At 57.5% G+C, this 17,808-nt stretch carries 11 protein-coding genes and 1 pseudogene; 10 read left to right on the plus strand and 2 right to left on the minus strand.

Features of this window, described 5'->3' with window-relative positions; all coding sequences use genetic code 11:
- Positions 1 to 11: 11 nt before the first annotated feature.
- The 6 genes from IVA96_RS04500 (at position 12) to IVA96_RS04525 (ending at position 7,668) form a co-directional block, all read left to right on the plus strand.
- A complete protein-coding gene (locus tag IVA96_RS04500) occupies positions 12 to 1,709 on the plus strand; it encodes an ABC transporter substrate-binding protein (RefSeq protein ID WP_247415547.1) in 1,698 nt (565 codons plus the stop codon).
- Positions 1,710 to 1,762: 53 nt separating this feature from the next.
- Positions 1,763 to 2,671: an ABC transporter permease gene (locus tag IVA96_RS04505; protein WP_247415551.1), complete on the plus strand. Its 909-nt coding sequence runs from the start codon at positions 1,763 to 1,765 to the stop codon at positions 2,669 to 2,671.
- Complete coding sequence (locus IVA96_RS04510; RefSeq protein ID WP_247415553.1) at positions 2,668 to 3,531, plus strand: ABC transporter permease; 864 nt, start codon at positions 2,668 to 2,670, stop codon at positions 3,529 to 3,531. The genes IVA96_RS04505 and IVA96_RS04510 overlap by 4 nt, the downstream gene beginning before the upstream one ends.
- A 105-nt stretch (positions 3,532 to 3,636) precedes the next feature.
- Positions 3,637 to 5,244 (plus strand): ABC transporter ATP-binding protein, encoded by a 1,608-nt coding sequence (locus IVA96_RS04515; RefSeq protein WP_247415557.1) that lies wholly within the window; start codon positions 3,637 to 3,639, stop codon positions 5,242 to 5,244.
- 594 nt (positions 5,245 to 5,838) lie between these two features.
- Positions 5,839 to 6,036 carry a hypothetical protein gene (locus IVA96_RS04520; protein ID WP_247415559.1) on the plus strand — a complete coding sequence of 66 codons (198 nt, stop codon included), beginning with the start codon at positions 5,839 to 5,841 and terminating at the stop codon, positions 6,034 to 6,036.
- Positions 6,037 to 6,240: 204 nt separating this feature from the next.
- A complete protein-coding gene (locus IVA96_RS04525) occupies positions 6,241 to 7,668 on the plus strand; it encodes an MATE family efflux transporter (protein ID WP_247415562.1) in 1,428 nt (475 codons plus the stop codon).
- Between the two features lie 255 nt (positions 7,669 to 7,923).
- On the opposite strand, the gene IVA96_RS35555 is transcribed toward IVA96_RS04525, so the two are convergent.
- Entirely contained in the window at positions 7,924 to 8,055 is a 132-nt protein-coding gene (locus tag IVA96_RS35555) for a hypothetical protein (protein WP_256465462.1), read from the minus strand.
- Between the two features lie 766 nt (positions 8,056 to 8,821).
- On the opposite strand from IVA96_RS35555, the gene IVA96_RS04530 reads away from it, so the two are divergent.
- Both IVA96_RS04530 and IVA96_RS04535 read left to right on the plus strand, forming a co-directional pair.
- Positions 8,822 to 10,318 carry a pentapeptide repeat-containing protein gene (locus IVA96_RS04530; protein WP_247415563.1) on the plus strand — a complete coding sequence of 499 codons (1,497 nt, stop codon included), beginning with the start codon at positions 8,822 to 8,824 and terminating at the stop codon, positions 10,316 to 10,318.
- A gap of 194 nt (positions 10,319 to 10,512) precedes the next feature.
- On the plus strand, positions 10,513 to 11,424 hold the full coding sequence (locus tag IVA96_RS04535) for a pantoate--beta-alanine ligase (RefSeq protein ID WP_247415565.1): 912 nt from the start codon (positions 10,513 to 10,515) through the stop codon (positions 11,422 to 11,424).
- A gap of 457 nt (positions 11,425 to 11,881) precedes the next feature.
- Here IVA96_RS04535 and IVA96_RS04540 read toward each other — a convergent pair.
- A pseudogene (locus IVA96_RS04540) lies at positions 11,882 to 12,489 on the minus strand (integrase core domain-containing protein); the annotation flags it as partial.
- A gap of 1,863 nt (positions 12,490 to 14,352) precedes the next feature.
- On the opposite strand from IVA96_RS04540, the gene IVA96_RS04545 reads away from it, so the two are divergent.
- The gene (locus tag IVA96_RS04545; RefSeq protein WP_247415567.1) at positions 14,353 to 15,240 is read left to right on the plus strand and encodes a TauD/TfdA family dioxygenase; all 888 of its coding nucleotides are present in this window, start codon (positions 14,353 to 14,355) and stop codon (positions 15,238 to 15,240) included.
- A 1,030-nt stretch (positions 15,241 to 16,270) separates the two neighbouring features.
- Positions 16,271 to 16,654 carry a hypothetical protein gene (locus IVA96_RS04550; protein WP_247415568.1) on the plus strand — a complete coding sequence of 128 codons (384 nt, stop codon included), beginning with the start codon at positions 16,271 to 16,273 and terminating at the stop codon, positions 16,652 to 16,654.
- Positions 16,655 to 17,808: the final 1,154 nt, after the last annotated feature.

The following is a 17,808-nucleotide window of genomic DNA, read 5'->3' on the forward strand; positions in this document are numbered from 1 at the left end:
GGAGTTTGGAGATGTCTGTTATCGAACGCACGAGCCTTTGGCGTCTCGGCATCCCGCCGAACACTCGAAGAAAGCAAAAGGCGACGGCTGTCCTGTTGGCGGTCTCAACGCTCCTGCAGATCTCGATCATGGCGTGCTGCTCTGCCCAAGAGGCGTCAGCCGGCGGACCGAAACGAGGAGGCACCATTCGCTACGGGCATTTTCAAGAGCCGCCCTGCCTGTTCGGGGGATGGGTGCAGCAGTGGTATCTTCAGCGGCAGTATAGCGACAATCTGGTTGCTCGGAGGGAAGATGGAAAGATTGTGCCTTGGCTCGCAACGTCTTGGACAATCTCCGACGACAGGAAAGTATACATCTTTGAGATCAAGCCAAACGTCAAGTTTACCGACGGGACGCCTCTCGATGCGCAAGCTGTTGCCGAGAACATCAACGGATGGCTCGGCAATGATCCGGATCGTCGCAATCCGACTGCCGCTCCTTACCTCGAAGACAGCTTCGAATCGGCAACAGCAATTGCCCCTCTCACACTGCAGATAACGCTGAAGACGCCATTTCAGCCGTTGCTCAACGTTTTCGCGCAGTCCTCCCAAGGCATTTTGTCACCAACTGCGCTCAAGCGCGGACTTGCCGTGAACTGCAACAGCCCGGTCGGGTCAGGCCCGTTCATCGTGGAGAAATGGAATCACGGGCAGAACGTCGTGTTTCGCCGCAACCCGGATTACAATTCGGCACCAAGTCACGCCAAGCACCAGGGGCCGGCTTACGTTGACGGCATCAACTGGAGGTTCCTTGCGGATCAAACCGTCCGCTATGGCTCACTGCTGACGGGCGAATCTGATGTCGTCTATGATATTCCGGCAGTTGCCTGGAAGGACGCCAATTCCCGCTTCGCCGTCTTGCGGCATATAACAGGCGGCACCCCTTTACGCCTGGCGTTGTATACGGCACGGCCCCCCTTTGACGATGTGCGCGTCCGCCAGGCTTTTGCATACGCTGCTGACCGAAGAGCCGCCGTCGAATTGTCCTTCCTCGGCGCTTTGCCATTCGAGGCTAATGGATCGCTCAGCCAGAGTTCGCCGGAATATATCAGCGGGCTCGGGCGGTCCTATGGGTATGACGTTGGAAAGGCCAATCAGCTCCTCGATCAAGCGGGTTGGACTGAACACAACAAGGACGGCATTCGCCTCAAGAATGGCAAGCCCCTCGTCGTTCGAATCTCCTATTCGAGCGCTTTTCTAAAGCCAGACGGCGAGCAGGCATTGCAGGTCATCCAGCAGCAGGCGAAAGCTGCCGGATTCGAGGTGCGCCTTCAGCCGACCAACCAGGCGGATTTCTTTGCTGGGAAGAATCTCGGTCCGAACGACTACGAGGTCGTGCTCCTCTATTGGGTTGCACCCGGCGCAGAGATCTTCCGCATTTCATGGAAGCCTGATCGGAACGGCGAGCGGAACCGCTTTAATCCGTCGCGCTACCAGGATGAGGCACTGTGGAATGTCATTCAGAGAGCGGAACAGGAGTTCAACGATGGCGGGCGGACTGCGCTTTATCAGCAGGCTGAACGCAATATCGTGGAGAAAGCGGCCGTCCTAGGCCTCACGGTGCTCGATGTCACATTGGCAACCAGCCCAAAGCTGAAGGATGTCTGGCTGGACCGCGGGTCGGTCGGTGAACCCGTCTTTTATGACGCTCATTTCGTCGACGTGAAGTGATGCGTGTAAATAGCGCAGCTCATGTTCGGATAGGCTGGCTTGCGAGCAGGTTCGTGTCCGCTGCGACTGTGGTGTGGCTAACTGCGACCTTCACGTTCCTTGTTCAATGCCTGATGCCCGGCGACCGCGCCCAGATCATCATTAACATGGCGAGTGGCAACGTTGGAGAGGCCTCTCCAGCAGAGCTCGCGGCGGTCAACGCAAAGTACGGCTTTGATCAGCCACTCGTTCTGCAATACGGCAAATACATATGGGGCATCCTGCATGGGGACCTTGGCTTGTCATACCAGCAGCATCGGCCGGTCCTTGACATCATCGCAGAACAGATTGGGCCAACCATCATTCTGGCGGTTGCGGCGCTCATTGCGGCATGGGTCATCGCGGTTCTGACGACCGTCCTCGTCGCCGGCCAAGACAACATGTGGTCAACCTTGCTCAGCGGAATACAGGTGTTCCTGGCGACCGTGCCGCCCTACTGGCTGGCTACGATCCTCCTCGTTGTGTTTGCGGTGCAGCTTCGCATTGTACCGGTCATCGGGGGCAATTCCCCGATCGGGCTCGTTCTTCCAACGATTGCGTTGGCTTTAGAGTTGTCGGGATTCCTCGGGCAAATCGTTCGCAGCGAATTCACGCGTGTCCTCGAGCAGCCATTTGTCATCTCGGCGCGGGCACGAGGTATGGGTGAGCTCGGCGTCAGGTTTCGCCATGTCCTGCGTCATGCAGCGTTGCCCGGCATCACTTTATCAGGCTGGGCGATCGGAAAGCTTCTTTCCGGTGCGATTCTGATTGAGGCGGTATTTGCGCGTCAAGGCCTTGGTGGAGTCCTTGTCGCTGCGACGTCCTCTCGAGACGTTCCAGTCGTCTCGGGGGCTATTCTGATCTCCGCCGGCCTGTTCGCCGTCACCAATATGCTCGTCGATCTCACCTACCGAATCGTCGATCCCAGGATCAAGATGACATGAGCAGGGTAGGTGACTGGAGCGCGTGTTCGCAGCTGATAGAGGCGTCGGCGATCCTCCGTCGTATTCCTCTTAGGGTTCACGTAGCTCTGATCGTCATTGGTTTCTTTATTGTCGCGGCAATCGCGCCGAGTCTGCTGCAGACGCACGATCCGCTCGCGATCGATCTGACGGCACCATTGCAAGCTCCCTCATTCGCGCACTGGTTCGGAACGGACCAATCAGGCCGGGATATTTACTCCCGAATTGTCGAAGGAGCAGGCCAGTCACTCACCATCGGGCTTGGCGCAACTGCGCTGAGCATCGGCGTTGGGCTGGTTTTTGGCATCATTGCCGGCCTTGTGGGTGGCGCGCTCGACAATGTTCTCAGCCGGCTTTTGGACGTGCTGTTCGCACTTCCCACGCTGTTCCTCGCGCTTCTGTTCGTGAGCTTGTTCGGTCCATCGGTGCTGACCCTCGTTATAGCGGTCGGAGTTGGCACAGCTCCGGGCTATGCTCGGATGATCAGAGGACAGGTTCTGTCTGTAAAAGGGGCGCCTTATGTGGAGGCTGCCAAGGCCCTCGGCCATCCTTATCCACGTATCCTATGGCGGCATATCATTCCGAACGCGATGAGCCCGCTCACGGCGATGATGACGCTTGGCGTTGGGCAAGCGATCGTCTGGGCGGCGGGTGTTGCGTTTCTCGGTCTCGGCGTCGCTCCCCCGGCGCCTGAATGGGGCGCGCTGCTAAATGCTGGGCGAAACTATGTGATCTTCGCATGGTGGCTTGAGATCATGCCGGGCATTGCCGTGGTGTCGTTTGCTCTCGGCCTGACTGTCGTCGGACGCTATTTGCAGGATCTCCTGGAAGGAAAGATCTAAGTAATGCTCCACGTTCCTAATCAACAAGTGTCCCCGCAGGCGAACCTTCTGACAGTCGATTCACTCTGTGTCTCATTCGGGCGGGATCTTCCTGAGGGAACAGCCGTGCGCGGCGTCTCATTCTCTCTCCAGGCTGGGCGCTGCCTGGCCATTGTCGGAGGGTCCGGCTCCGGCAAGAGTGTGACTTCGCGCGCCGTTGTCGGTCTTGCCGGCCGCCGGGCTCATGTCCATGCGCGTCAACTGACCTTCGCCGGCACTGATCTCACAGCTCTCGATGATCGCAGCTGGCGGCGCGTCCGCGGCAAGGAGATCGGCTTCGTTCTGCAGGATGCACTCGTCGCGCTCGACCCGCTACGCCCGGTGGGCAAGGAGATTGGCGAAGCATTGCGTCTCCACCGTGCGGTTGCATCAAGCGAGGAGCTCGAACGGCGCGTCGTCGCGCTCCTTGAGCTCGTCGGGGTGCCTGAAGCAGCGGTCAAAGCCCGGCAGCTGCCGCATCAACTATCCGGTGGCCAGCGCCAACGCGCGCTCATCGCTGCCGCTCTGGCCCTCGATCCACGCATCCTGATCGCCGACGAGCCGACCACGGCTCTCGACGTCACCGTGCAGGCGCAGGTGCTGGGATTGCTGGAAGAGACCAAGTTGCGGGGCAAGGCGCTTCTCCTGATCAGCCATGATCTGGCGGTTGTCTCCCGGATAGCTGACGAGGTCTTGGTCATGCATGAAGGCAAGGTGGTCGAGCGCGGATCGGCAGACCAGGTCTTCCAAGACCCTCAGCACACCTATACCCGCCAGCTTTTGGATGCGGTGCCCTCTGCGCGCCTGCGCGGCTCTCGCCCCTCGCGATTGCCCGCTGCTCGGGCGTGGAAGCCGCCGTTACGGTCTCAGGAGCAATCACCATCGACATTCCCTTCGGTCGTGCTCAGCGCGGCACATCTTGTGAAGCGATTCAAAGGACCAGATGGCGTGCTGCGCACGGCCGTCGATGGTATCTCCTTTGAGCTGCGATCCGGCGAGACTCTGGGCGTCGTCGGGGAGTCCGGATCTGGCAAGTCAACGATGGCACGATTGGCGCTGGCGCTTGACCCGCCCGATGAAGGCGCCGTTCTGTTTCAAGGTCGGGCCTGGACCACGCTAACCGAACGCGACCGCAGGGCGCGGCGCCGGGCCATCTCGGTCATTTACCAGGATCCTCTCAACTCCTTTGATCCGCGCTGGTCTGTGGGACACATCATTTCCGATAGCCTCGCAAGTGACGTGGAGAGCAGAGACGAGCGCTATGAGCGCGTTGTCGAGCTTCTTGATCTGGTCGGACTATCCCCAGCCCTGCTGGATCGCCGGCCGCTCGAACTCTCGGGCGGTCAGCGTCAGCGCGTTGCGATCGCCCGTGCGATCGCTCCAAGGCCCGCTGTGATCGTCTGTGATGAACCGGTCTCGGCTCTCGATGTCTTGATTCAGGCGCAAGTGCTGGACCTGCTGACCGATCTCAAGGCGCATCTCAACATGAGCTACATCTTCATTTCGCATGATCTCGGTGTAATCCGCCAGCTCAGCGACCGCGTCATGGTCATGCGCCAAGGGCGCGTCGTCGAGACCGGCACCAGGGACGAGATATTCCTCAATCCGCGCACCGACTATACGCAACGCTTGCTCGCAGCAGTCCCAAGCCTTGCGCGCGGTGGGGTCGCCAATCGTTCATTCAGCCGCGTCTAAGAAGACGCCGGCATAGATGGGCTCGTTTCAATGCTCTGTGATGAACGCCGTTTCGACGATCGGGCCAAGGCCTTTGGCGATTGAAGGCTCGAAGGCGCGTCCTTTAGGCGGCACAGGCGATGCGGGCAAGCTTGTTGGCGAGTGCGATCGCTAGCGCCCCCAAAGGTCACGAGCGCCGGGCGCGGAAGTACCTCATCCCCTTCTTCGGCAAGAAGGGCCTCTCAGAAATTACTGGCGTGAACGAGTACCGCATGCATCGGATTGCAGATGCCAAAGAGAGGTGGGGAAAAGCGCGACCTTCCTAGCTCGTCCTCAATGTCTTCCCATATGCTGTTGTAGTCAGTCTATTCGTGCGTTGGTGAGCGGGAGGTTGTCACATCCGCATCCGCCTGTTGGGATTCCTGCGGTGCAAGTTGCCGAGCATCTAAGCGCTTTGGGCTCGTCCATGATGCGACTGTGGGATTTGCGACTATGCTGTCGGGCCCAGGACACGTGCGCTTGAGCAAATAGCCTTTACAAGTCAAGCTCTCGTAGTTGGCACGAGCCTTGAAAAGGAGCTGTCATTCAGCATCGCATGCTCGAGGAATTGCAGTGATGGCTCACAAGATGAAGGCCTCTCAGTTCACCTATGCCGCGCACGGTTCCGTCACCGTGGACCAAACCAATATCGCGGTTCGCGCCGGCACCGACCGCCCGATGCCGATGACCGACCGTTCGGCGTGCCAGCCACCTGCTGCGTCTTCTTTGCGCTTAACACGCGCCAAAAAGTCGATGCGATTGCGGAGGCACTGATCAAGTTGCTCATCAGCGGGCGAGCAGCCGTCAGACCCTAAGCCCAACGGCAGGTCTAAGCCGACGCGCGCCTCCTCTGTGAGGCGCAGCTGCCCAGGCGGGCCGCCTGTTTCCGCATCGGTAGGCCATCACGAATTCAGGGCGGGAAAGATCCCTCTCGGCGGAACAACTCGTTTGCGGACGAGGCAGATCGAGCAGCAATCCATGAACAAAATAGTCGAAAGAAAACCAGTATCAGCTTTGCGATACGCAATGACGAGACGAGCGGCTGGCCAACACCTCACTGTCGAGCTCAGCGAAATTGTGAAGCTCGCATGGCCCATGGTGTTGACCCAGCTTGCGCAGGTCGCGATGATGACGACAGATCTTGCCTTTATCGGGCACATCGGGCCTGAGGCACTCGCCGCGGCCGCCCTGGCCGTCACGCTCTATCTCGTCAGCTTCACCTTTGGCGCGGGCCTGCTCGCGCCGATCGCACCTTTGGCGGCGCAGGCCTATGGCGCCGGGAATTATGCGATGGTACAGCGCGCACTGCGCACGGGGCTGTGGGCGGCGCTGATGCTATCGTTTCCGATCATCGCGTTTGCGTTTGGCGGAGAGCAAATATTGCTCGCTTTCGGTCAGGCGCCAGACGCGGCGCGGCTCGCCCAGCAATATCTGTTCGGACTGGCCTTGGGCGTGGTGCCGGCGCTATGGCTTCAGGTCATCCGTAATTTCATGAGTGCGGTCAATCGGCCGGAGCCGATCTTGTGGATCACACTGGCGGCTATCCCCCTCAACGCCCTGCTCGTGTATCTGCTGGTCTATGGGAAGCTCGGGCTGCCGCGGCTTGAGCTGTTCGGGGCCGCGCTTGCGAGCACGTTGGTGAACTGTGCGATGTTCCTGGCCGGTTTCTGGCTTGCCACGATGCGTCGTCCTTTCCGTCACTACCACGTGCTTGCAGATCTCTGGCAACTCGATTGGCCCTTCTTGCGGCAGCTGATCGTGATCGGAACTCCGATTTCAATCGCCTCCCTGATGCAGTACGGAGTTTTGTCGGCTGCCGCGCTCCTGGCCGGCCTAATCAGCACCAGTGCACTCGCTGCTCATCAGATCGCGCTTCAGATCACCGTGATTACATCCATGATCGCTTTCGGCATCAGCATGGCGGTGGCCGTGCGCGTTGGCCATGCGGTCGGCCGCAGCGACGGTTCCGGCATCCAGCGGGCAGGCCTGGCCGCGATACTGCTCGGTACCCTCATCGCTGCCCTGCTGACGGTTGCGGTGATCGTCGCGCGTTTTGAGATCGCCGAGCTGTTTCTGGACAAATCGGCCGAAGATGCCGACGCAACGATCGGACTGACTGCAGAGCTCCTTATCGTCGCAGCGAGCCTTTTTGTCACTGATGCAGCGCAGAGCATTGCGGCGGGCGGTCTGCGCGGACTGAAGGACACCCGGGTGCCGCTTCTGTTCGTCGGCATTGCGTATTGGCTGATCGGCTTCTCACTTGGCTACGTGCTTGGTTTGAAGATCGGGCTTGGTGCAATCGGTATCTGGATTGGCTTGTCAATCGGGACAACCATCTACGCGGGGCTCCTCGTCCTGCGGTTCCATCTGCTGGCGAGCAGGCGTGCTCTCAGAGCCGTCACTTGATGGCGTGAATCACGGTTATTGGCGTGATAATCTTAGGAATGCGAGGCTACTTACTTAGTGTGCGCTCCGCCTTCATACCGAGGCAAGCCGTTTGGTTCGGAAGAAGATGCTGAACCGCGTAGTCACCAGGAGCTGCGGGCCTTTCTAAGGCACATCGAAACGAATGTGCCGGCCAACTTGGCCCCCATCTGGGCAGCACTCCACTGAAGCATCCAAGGTCAGGACCTGGTTCGCCCGATGTCCGCGCTGGCACGTTCACTTCACACCACCCATGCCTCCTGCCTCGATCAGGTCGAACGCTTCTTCACGCTCATCAACTAACGCGCCCATCCGGAACGGCCGACGTCGTAAAAAAAGCGGCAGCTTTCTCCGCGCTTGCGATTTCACGCCCCTTCATGTGGACCGCTTAGTCCCAACTCCACCCTCTAGTACCTCGCGCGACTTTGTCGGCGAACTTCCGGGACGTAACTGCGTCGCCGGGATGAAAACTGAGGAACGGAAGGCGGGCGGCGATTTGTGGCTCAATGGTCCGACATCTGGAGAATGCGCGTACGTGCATCGAAGGCAACTATTACTCGATCGTCATAGAGAGCGACATTGGCTTTGCGGTCGAAGGCATAGAGAACAAGCGGGACTTGCCGTCTCGAGCGTTGCCAACCATTGTCCGGTTTGTGACGGAGAAGCGAGTGCTGTCAGTTACGAAATTCTGGCGGCGTCCGCCGCGCCGTTTCTGGACACGCATTCAACGTCAATTCAGGATAGGTGAGGGCTGGCACAGACATTGCTATTGAAGTGCGTCGTAAAGGCCGAATGCAAGAATAACGACCGCATGAAATTGTGGAGGTACCCCAAGTTGCGGCTTCTTCGGTCTGCTGTCGACACACTGATAAGTATCCGAATGGGGAAGTCGTGGGGAGATCAACTCCGTCTGCCACAACTCGCTTAGGCTTATGTGGGTGTCGACTCGTGATGGCACAATTCCAAAGGGCCGGCCAGGAAATTTACACCCTGATGAGTGATGATGCCTGTGTCGCAGAAATAAATCCAACGAGCGCTATGGGGCGCATATCGAGGCTACCTGAAACACGCAGGCGATGCAAAATAACGCCCGCACAGGAGGCTGAGAAAGTGCGCTCGTCATCGAGAATGGAAGATGTCGACAGTGACGCAAGCCACCGATACCAATAGCCAGTTCAGCGTGCACGAGGAGCTGGGAATCCGTCCAACGACGATAAACCAATCCTCGGCAGATGGTGACTTTGTCCGCTACTGGAGCCGAAACAGTGATCGCGCGTCCGCGTTGGCTGCGGTGGGAAACCGAACCGAGGAAGCTATCAAGAAGACCGGCATCGGCCTGCAGCTATCCTGCGAGAACTTTAACGGTCACGATCTATCCGGATTTCCATTGCGGCGATGCATTCTCAATCGTGCGCAACTTCACGGAGCGAAGCTGGATGGAGCCGATCTGTCCGAGGCCAACCTTATCTGCCCAGGATTAGAGCGAGCAAGTTTCCGCGGAGCCAAGCTCGATTTTGCGTATATGCATGCAATTGCCGCTCAGGTCTGCAGTTTCGATGATGCAAGTTTGCGCAATCTCGTCGATGCAACAGGTAGCCTGTTCCACGGATGCAGCATGAGGAGAACGCGTTTCGACAATGCAGTCCTAAGTGGCGTCCTCTTTTATCAGTGTGACGCAAGCCAGGCTGTCTTTGATGGCGCCGAACTGCAAGGATCGACCATCAATGAATGCTACCTGCCTCGCTCGTCCTTCCATTTTGCCAATTTGAGCCAGGTTACAATGACCAAGGCGCATCTCACCGGCAGCTCCCTTCTGCAGTCAAGGGGAGAGTGTCTATCGATCCTGCGCCCCACTTCGGTCGATGGTCTTGTTCTAGAGAACGCTCATCTTCCCTATTTCAGGCTTTCAAAGGCGAGCGGTCGCATCCTGGCCAAAGCGCTGGCCGCCCCCTTTTCGGATTTCAGCCTCTCAAATCTTGCAAAGGCAGAGCTTGAGGAGGCAGACCTATCTGAGGCGCGACTTCTGTCTGTGAATCTAGCCAGCGCCAACCTCGTCGGCGCGGTGCTTAACGGAGTATCTGTACGCTCTTGCCAGCTCGATGGGGCTGATCTATCTCGCGCATCAGGAGAAACCATTTCGATCACCGAGAGCACGATGCGCTACGCCCGATTGGGCGGCTTTCGTGCGCGCTGTGCGTTTATACGCGACTGCGATCTCGATGATACAGATTTTTCACAGGCGTATCTCTATCGATCAATGATTACAGGTGATCCTCCGCAATCTATGGCCTTGAATCGCGCCAATTTCGAAGGAGCAAACCTTGTTCAGTCATATATTGCAGCAGGAATGACCGGCAGCAACCTGGAGGCCGCCCGTACCGCATATGTTCGAATGAATCAATCGTCCCTCCGCAAGGCCAACTTGAGTGGAGTTACGCCGTTCCAAGCAAGCTTTGTAAAGACTGATTTTTCGGATGCAGAGATAACGACTTTTGAACCGCCGTTCTTTGCCGACAGGTGTCCTGGGCTCCAGGCCGCTTTGGAGGGGGTGGAAGATCAGAAATACAAACCTTCAGAGTATCTGGCTGACTTCTCATCGCTAATGAGACGCGGTCGAGAGGGATCGAGCTGATTTAAGCCGAAATGCGCATGGCGATCTAGACCAGCTGTCATCCCAGAAGGAAGATGGAAGAGCACGATGCGCCCCGCTGTGGCGGCGCTCCCAGGCGCTCTTTGCGCGGCCAGTGTGAGGGGTCGCTCTCACCACGCTTCCTGTCTGATCGAGCAGCCCAGCTGCTGTGAATCAACAAGAGCGGAGCAGGAAATATGCATCTAGCGTCTCTTTCAGCTGGCAAGGCCTTCATTGCGGACATGGCAAGACAAGGTCGAACGATCGGCACAGTACATACTCTGGGTGCATTGCATCAGGGGCACGCGGAATTGATCAGAAGGGCCGCAGTCGAGAACGATGTGGCCATTGTCACGGTCTATCCGAACAAGATCCAGCTCAGCCCGGGTCCTGAATACGAGTTCAATTTGGATGATGACATTGCGCTTGCGCTAGGAGCGGGCGCTTCTGCTGTGATTTCGACGACGGACGCGGAGATGTTCCCGCCAGGATATCGAACGTTTGTGTCTCAAGGGGATTATCCGCTGCGTGCGAACGGGCCTCATGGGCTCCTCATGGAAGGTATCACCGGATGCATCCGATGGATCTGTTTCGCTCGACCATCTCGCAGTTATTTCGGCTTGAAGGATATTGGACAGGCTCTTCTCGTAAAGCGAGCGGTGGCAGATCTGCTTCTTGATTGCGAGATACGATTTGTGCCGACAGTACGATACAAGAATGGAGTGCCTATTTCGTCACGTTTGCGACACTTCAATCGTTCCGAGCTGGACGAGCTTTCGTCCCTCTTCTTGGCGCTGGACCACTTGAGAAAAGAGGCCGCGCGGGGAGTATCTTGCGCCCAAGACCTGATAGACTCGGCAAGACCGCTGATCACATTCCGACGGTTTGAATTGGAATCTCTTCGCATTGTTGGCGCGGACAGCTTTGAAGATCAGAAGCAGATCGAGCTTCCCTTCATAATCAGTGGAGTCGCCCTTGGTCGCGGCCTCAGAGTGCCTGACAATATCTTTGTACCGGATCAAGATTCACTTTTGCATGGTCCTGCTGATATATGGATCGACTTGCCCGAAAGGTGGGAGTCTGGCGATCATGCACCGGCGCGGGCTTGAACAGATCAGCGGCGGTTCGCGCATTGGTCGCCCAATCGGCTAGGCGGCTTCGAAATGTCATTCCAACCTGCTGCCTGTCTCTGGCGAGTTGCCCTCGCTCCAGCCGAAGCTCTTCGGCTTTGCGCGACACCTGGAAATCCTTAATTGCCAATTGCTCCTCGAAAGGCTGACGGGTCTCCGGGAGGAGAGAACCGCAAGGGACTCTGTGAGGCGAACGATGGTCCTGCCGTGCATTGATTCCGTTGACCGCAGACCTGGTTGGCGGATCACGTGACGTTGATCGTGCTATTCGCGCACTTCCTCTTTCGCGGCGACTTTCATGACCGAGCAGGTTGCTGACCTATACAGATCGGGGAATTGCAGCATGGGCAGAGTGTCCCCATTGGAATGTCCCTCCAGTGAAATAGAGCTGGTCCCAGTTGTTTCCGCGTCGATAGATGGGACTGCTGCCGGGGCGTTAGGCTGCGATACGGAATGGCAGCGGGTAAAGTAGGCTTGATCTGGCGTGCTGCCGCCATGACTGGAATGGGGACGCCTACTGTTATGGAAGTTGAGATATAGGCCGATCGGGCTGCGCGCCCGGCTGACGCTGTCAACGGCACATCTCCTCGTGTTTGACGTTGCTCCAGAGCCGTTCGACAAACACGTTGTCTCGCCATGCGCCGTTCCGTCCATGCTGATCGCAATACCGTTGTCGGCGAGCACGCCGGTAAAAGCCTGTCCAGTGAACTGAGAGCCTGAGCCGTGTTGAAATTTCCGGCTTGCCGGGACGAGCCAAGGAATACGCCAGCGTTCGACGCAGAAGTTCATGGTGATCGACAGTCGCCACGACAGACCGCGACGTGCTGCGCAGTCCAACACCACAGCGAGATCGGCGAAGCCAATCGCCGTCAGAATGTAGGTGATTTTCATCGCCAGACTTGGTTCGGTCGCGTAATCTCCATGACGCGCAGCAGATATGGATGGATCTTGTGGCCGGGCTCGGGTCTGGTGGCGCGCGGATGGCGATAGAGCGTCTATCCCAATCCGCCGCATCGCCGTCTTCACATGCTGGCGGCCGATCTTGCTCTCTGAGCCGTCGTTGCTCCCTATGGTTGAATTGATCGAGGTACTCTCCAGCAGCATTGAGCTTCCTACCGGGTCGCCTCGGATCGGAAACATGCCGATGTCACTGTGAGGCGCACCCATCCGAACAACAATCGAGGAGCTTGAATCGGCCGTAGGGTCAGGTTGTACAACACGACGGCGGGATGTCCGCGGAGCATAGGCAATGAAACAGCTCTCTCTCTGTATGATACTTTATGTTGTTTGCGGACTGCTTGGGTTGAATGAGATTGCGCTCGCGGACTCAACGCGGCGCTACGGTTGCATCATAGACGGCACCGATCGAGAGCCGACAGGCGATCGGAATGGGCGCACCATTGTCAGCCTTCAATACACCTGCCGCGTTGCCGATGGTCTGTTGAAGGACGCGGGAATTACGGGACTGTCGGTCAGCCAGTGGGACAGTGAGAAAGGAAGGTACTTGGCTTCTATCGACATGTGCGCTCCACGGAATTGCGGTTGGTCAGGTGTTGGAGGGGACCGGTTCCTCTGTCACGGAGGACAACAGGGCTGTTGGCACCGCAACTTCCGGCAAGATGGTGTTTAAGTTCGCATCCGGATCGTTGGCGGCTCTCTCAGGAAGAACCGTAAAATTCACGACCAAACCCGTCAGTTCTCGTCAATTCGAGATGGAATTCACAGATTGGCCTGAAGCCGCTCACCCGAAATGACTCGCGTCGCGATAACGGTCATCTCGTTTCTAAAGGTCGAGTCGAGCTGTGAAGTCGCGATGTTTCCATTCCTGGCTCCGCGACCAAATAGGGTGGTGAAGTGGAGCTGGCACGTCGTGGCGCGCATTGGCGAACGTAAAAAGCATTTTGTGAGATACAATCAATTCCGAAATAGAACGTCAATGGAAGCCGAGACGAATTAGCACGCCTTGGTGTGCGTTGCGTGCACGGGTCACTCCGCCGAGGTCGTCCGCGGCTGGCGGTGCGGGCCGTCTCGGCTTTTCCGAAAAAAAGGCTTGTCACGGCGCTCAACGTATCGGACATTTGTGCGAGCGATGCACGTCAAGTCGCGACTTAATTCAATCCTCTAGATTGGCAGCGATGTTGAATCCAAGCTATTGACACAAGTCCCAGTTCACGTTGAAGCATCCTCCTGAAACGGAATCCCGCAAAAGGAGTGATATAGCCCGTTGTTAAACCGCAGCGGGAATTGATATCGCGGATAAGATTGATCTCTCGCTTCGGGACTGCGCGCCTGCTCCGTATGTGACAGGCGGATGAAACCGTCGCGCAAATTTACTAAATTCAATACGACGAAACAAACGTATTTCTAACTTGCAAATTGCATATTGAAATATGATTAACTTGTGGTAGAAAAGTGCTGCGTAGTCGCGCTGATTGATGAGACCGCGAGTTATCCGCTTCGTCCTCATAAGCTCGAACGTACCTGTTGCGGACGTGTGAAGAGTTGCCTTCCCAAAAATATCTTTAAGCTTAGCTCCCGGACAGAGCGAACATTTCTCATCGGCGAAAAGAATGCTGGTTTCGTTTCATGGACTGGACATCTGTTGACCGTATGATTGCGATGTAAGAGCGAGGTAATCGATCATGTTGCACGTCGATCCCGGCACCGCTGCCCGTCGACTCGTCCTCTGGTCAGAGGCGATGCAAGAGTCGGAGCTGTGCGCGACAGAGCGGGTCACACGATGGTCGTGGTCTGTAGCCCAAGATGCATTGCAGCCTTTTGTGGCGAGTGCTGCAACACATTGCGACCGAGTAGGGTGCATCACCAGGCCGACTTGGGTGGCTTCTGTTGTCGGTCCCTCGACCGAGTGGTCACGCAGCTTTGTTCGCGCATCACGATAGCGAGAGAATGAGCATGAGCAACATGACAGATAACATTATCCCGCGAGCGGATATCGTCAAATCCACGGCCCGGCTCGGTGCCGAGATCAAGAACGTCAGGCTATCAGATGAATTATCAGACGAGATGATCCGGGCTATTAGCCAGTTACTCCTTGAGCACAAGGTCATCTTCTTCCGTGATCAGGGACATCTCGATGATTTCGAACAGCATCGCTTTGCCTTCAGGCTTGGTTCGCTGGTAACGCCTATAGATATGAAGCCGGATCGTCGCAGCGGTCATGCGCGCCAGGTGCACACGGACGTCAGCTTCGGTGACGAATGTCCGAAGATCTCGGTGCTGCGCGGCGTCGTGATACCGCCTGATGACCGTGACACAGTTTGGTCAAGCACTGCGGCCGCGTATCTTGATCTTCCGGAGCCGCTGCGGATGCTGGCCGACAATCTCTGGGCAGTGCACTGCAGCACCTATGATTGCACCTTGACCAGGCACTCCGCCGAGATGGATGCAAAGCAATTTGGTGATGTCTTCACCGGAACCATCTGCGAGGACGCGCGTCCGGTTGTTCGCGTCCATCCCGAGACGGGCGAGCGCTTGCTCGTGCTCGGAGAGTCCGTGAGGGACTTCGTCGGCCTGGAAAGATATGCGAGCCAGAAGCTGTTTGACCGCCTTCAATCTTACCTCGCCTCGCCCGAGAATAGCGTAAGATGGAGCTGGAAACCAGGCGACGTTGTAATCTGGGATAACCGCGCGACCCAGCGCTGCGTCATCGGAAAATCCAGTGACCGAGATGGAGTCGAGAGGCGTTCTATCGATGGCGATGTACACCTCAGTATCGCTGGTCCTCGCAGCGTGGCGCGCTCCAAGCCAAAGCTGCAGACGGCCAAGGCTGCCTAGTGTGGCCACTGATGATCTGGTCTATCGTCAAAGAAGGAAGTGATCTGAATTGAGCGTCACCAAGGCTCTCCTGCGCGCAATGAAGCTGAGTAGCTGATGCGTACGCCTTGGCCTGGAAGCTCGAATGGATTCGCGCAAGGCACACGCATCCAAATTGTTGGTACTCCTCATGTTCGCCTCCGAAACGAGCCGCTCTCTTGCGTGCAGTTCTGAATGAAGTTTGCAGAGAACTCCCGGCTGATGAGACTGGCACCCGAACGCACGTAGCTTCGAGAATCCTTGAAGCTGCGTCACGAGGAGAGACGTCCATTGAGGTCCTCAAGCAAATCGGCCAGACGGCGTTGACCAGCTCTCCGACGATGTGGCCTCAGAAGGGCTCCCACTGTGTTAATCCGGCAGCCGTGGTCGGGGTGGCGAGCTCACAGGAAGCCAACATGGATTGACGATATGTGCGCGAAAAGGCGAGCCACCGCGCGACTGATCCGCAGCGACGATTGGCTCAGGATCAGGCAATTGGCTGCCTCCAAGCCAGTAGGGGCTGCCGCATCAGGTGCTGAATTGAACCTCTTCTTCGCCGTTCGTTAAGGTATTTCAGCCTCCGCGAATGATTGGTGGCCGCTATGGCTGCGGTCAAGGCGACGCATCCAAAAACCCTCAGCCAGGCGAAGATGCTATGAAAAGTTCATCCGCGTCACTGCTCAAGATTGACGGCGCAGGTTCGCACATCTGGTCTTGCCGAGCAGGCTCCATTTACAAATCATGTGATCTCCGCTGCGCGTGCTGCGGTCTAGCCGTTCACGAGCAGTGCGCTGATGCCTTGTCACACCGCTCGTACCCGCATTGTATTTATCGCAAATCTCAAAGTCCGGCCCGACCGCAGACAAGTGCGGAGCCGCGGCGAGCCATTCCTCGATGATGGGTTGTAGGGGTCAAGCATCGATGGCACATAGCTGCCCGATGAATGCCCCGCTGCTCACCCTCTTTCCAACCTCGCCGAGCTCTCGGGCTCCGGATCACGTCGGCGCGGACGATGCGCGCGACGCCGCAGCAACTGTCCGCAGTGATCCTTCCGGCGGCGCTTCCGACGATCTTCGTCGGCATTCGCCTCGCGAGCGCCTCGGTCATGCTCGTGCTCGTCGCATCCGAGATGGTCGGTGCCAAAGGCTATTTCATCAGCCAGTACAGCTTTTTGATCCCGCAGATGTACCCTCGCGATTACAGTCGCCGAGCTTACGTTCAGTGCCATCCTGCAGGTGATCGAGGGACATTTCACGCAATTGAAAGCGCTGGCCTCCTTAATGGTCCGCAGAGCTCCGATACAGGGGACGTACAAGCTCGTCGCGCCGTTCTCGAACCGGGTCTGGATGTACCAGCCATGTCACCCACGATCCTGGAGCGCGATCGTATCAGCTGATTGCTTCCGACGACGGAAGCGATGGAAAAAAATAGAAAGTGGGCGATTGGCCTCACTGACTGCGGGATGTGTCCGCGCCCAGTCTGGCCGCACCGGAACGGTGATCGTGGCCAGTGGCACCCACGCTCGTTCGAGCGTCACCGGATCGCGCAACTGGGCGACTGTGTCGGTGCGGATGTCGAGCCACTCGAATGATCGACCATGGACAGTGACAAGCTGAGCGGGCCGGAGTGTGGCGAAATGATCTTGACGAGAAACCCTTATCACTCGACAGACTCGAATTCCATGTTCTTGAGCGAGTTCAAGATGATGTTGCGAAACTGTTCAACTACCGGAAGTAGTGGCTTGACGTCCCTGGCCGGAAGACCGCTAGAGTGGGTCGCCCCATGGCACCCCGTTCCTAGAACAGAAACGCTGTAGTGATGGTTTCTTCGTCCAGAAAGGCTTAGTCGGCGTTATTTGCAACGGCAATACTGCCTCTGAGACAACGTTGCGTGCAGCTCCGATTGTCCTGCGGGTACGTCTGACCTTCGACGCGCTTGATGCCTGCGATCTGATCTTCAATCCGCCCACTAGCGTGGGGCGAAGTGATTGCGACACATCGCCCCACGACGGGACATGCTCGCCCCGCTCACTCGAGAGCGCACCGGAGTTCGTGACGCGACATGCCGCCTTGGACGAGGCGACCACCCGCCTGGATCGAAAGTGATGAGGGCTATGCCTTCGGGTTTCTTTTCCCGGCAGAAAGCTTGGATCAGAACTGGCCTAATTTGGTGTCCCAAACGTTTTCTGGGAAGCTCCTACTGAGCATCAGTCTCTCGCCAGTGGCTGTGGTGCCAGTTCGGCGGAGCAATGCCGCAGAATGCAAGGCTGACAGAGCATAGCCGAGCCCCTGGCAAAATCGGCCTGACCTCGCAATCTGATTTCGCCGCGATCAACCCACTCGCCGCAAACAAAGCGAACGCCGGCGAAAAAGTCCGTTGCGGGTGCAGTGCGGTCGTGTATTGTTGCAGTGCGGCAGCGCCTCGCGCGACCGCCGTCCTCCTTGGGCGTTTCCTCCCTAGACTTGGGCCGCTTGTCATTCGAGCGGCCCTTTTTCTTGCCAATCAATCCCAGCATTTAGCTGGTTTTGTCGATCGCCCTTCGCATTTGCG

This window comes from Bradyrhizobium sp. 159 (assembly GCF_023073795.1).
In the GTDB taxonomy this organism is placed as follows: domain Bacteria; phylum Pseudomonadota; class Alphaproteobacteria; order Rhizobiales; family Xanthobacteraceae; genus Bradyrhizobium.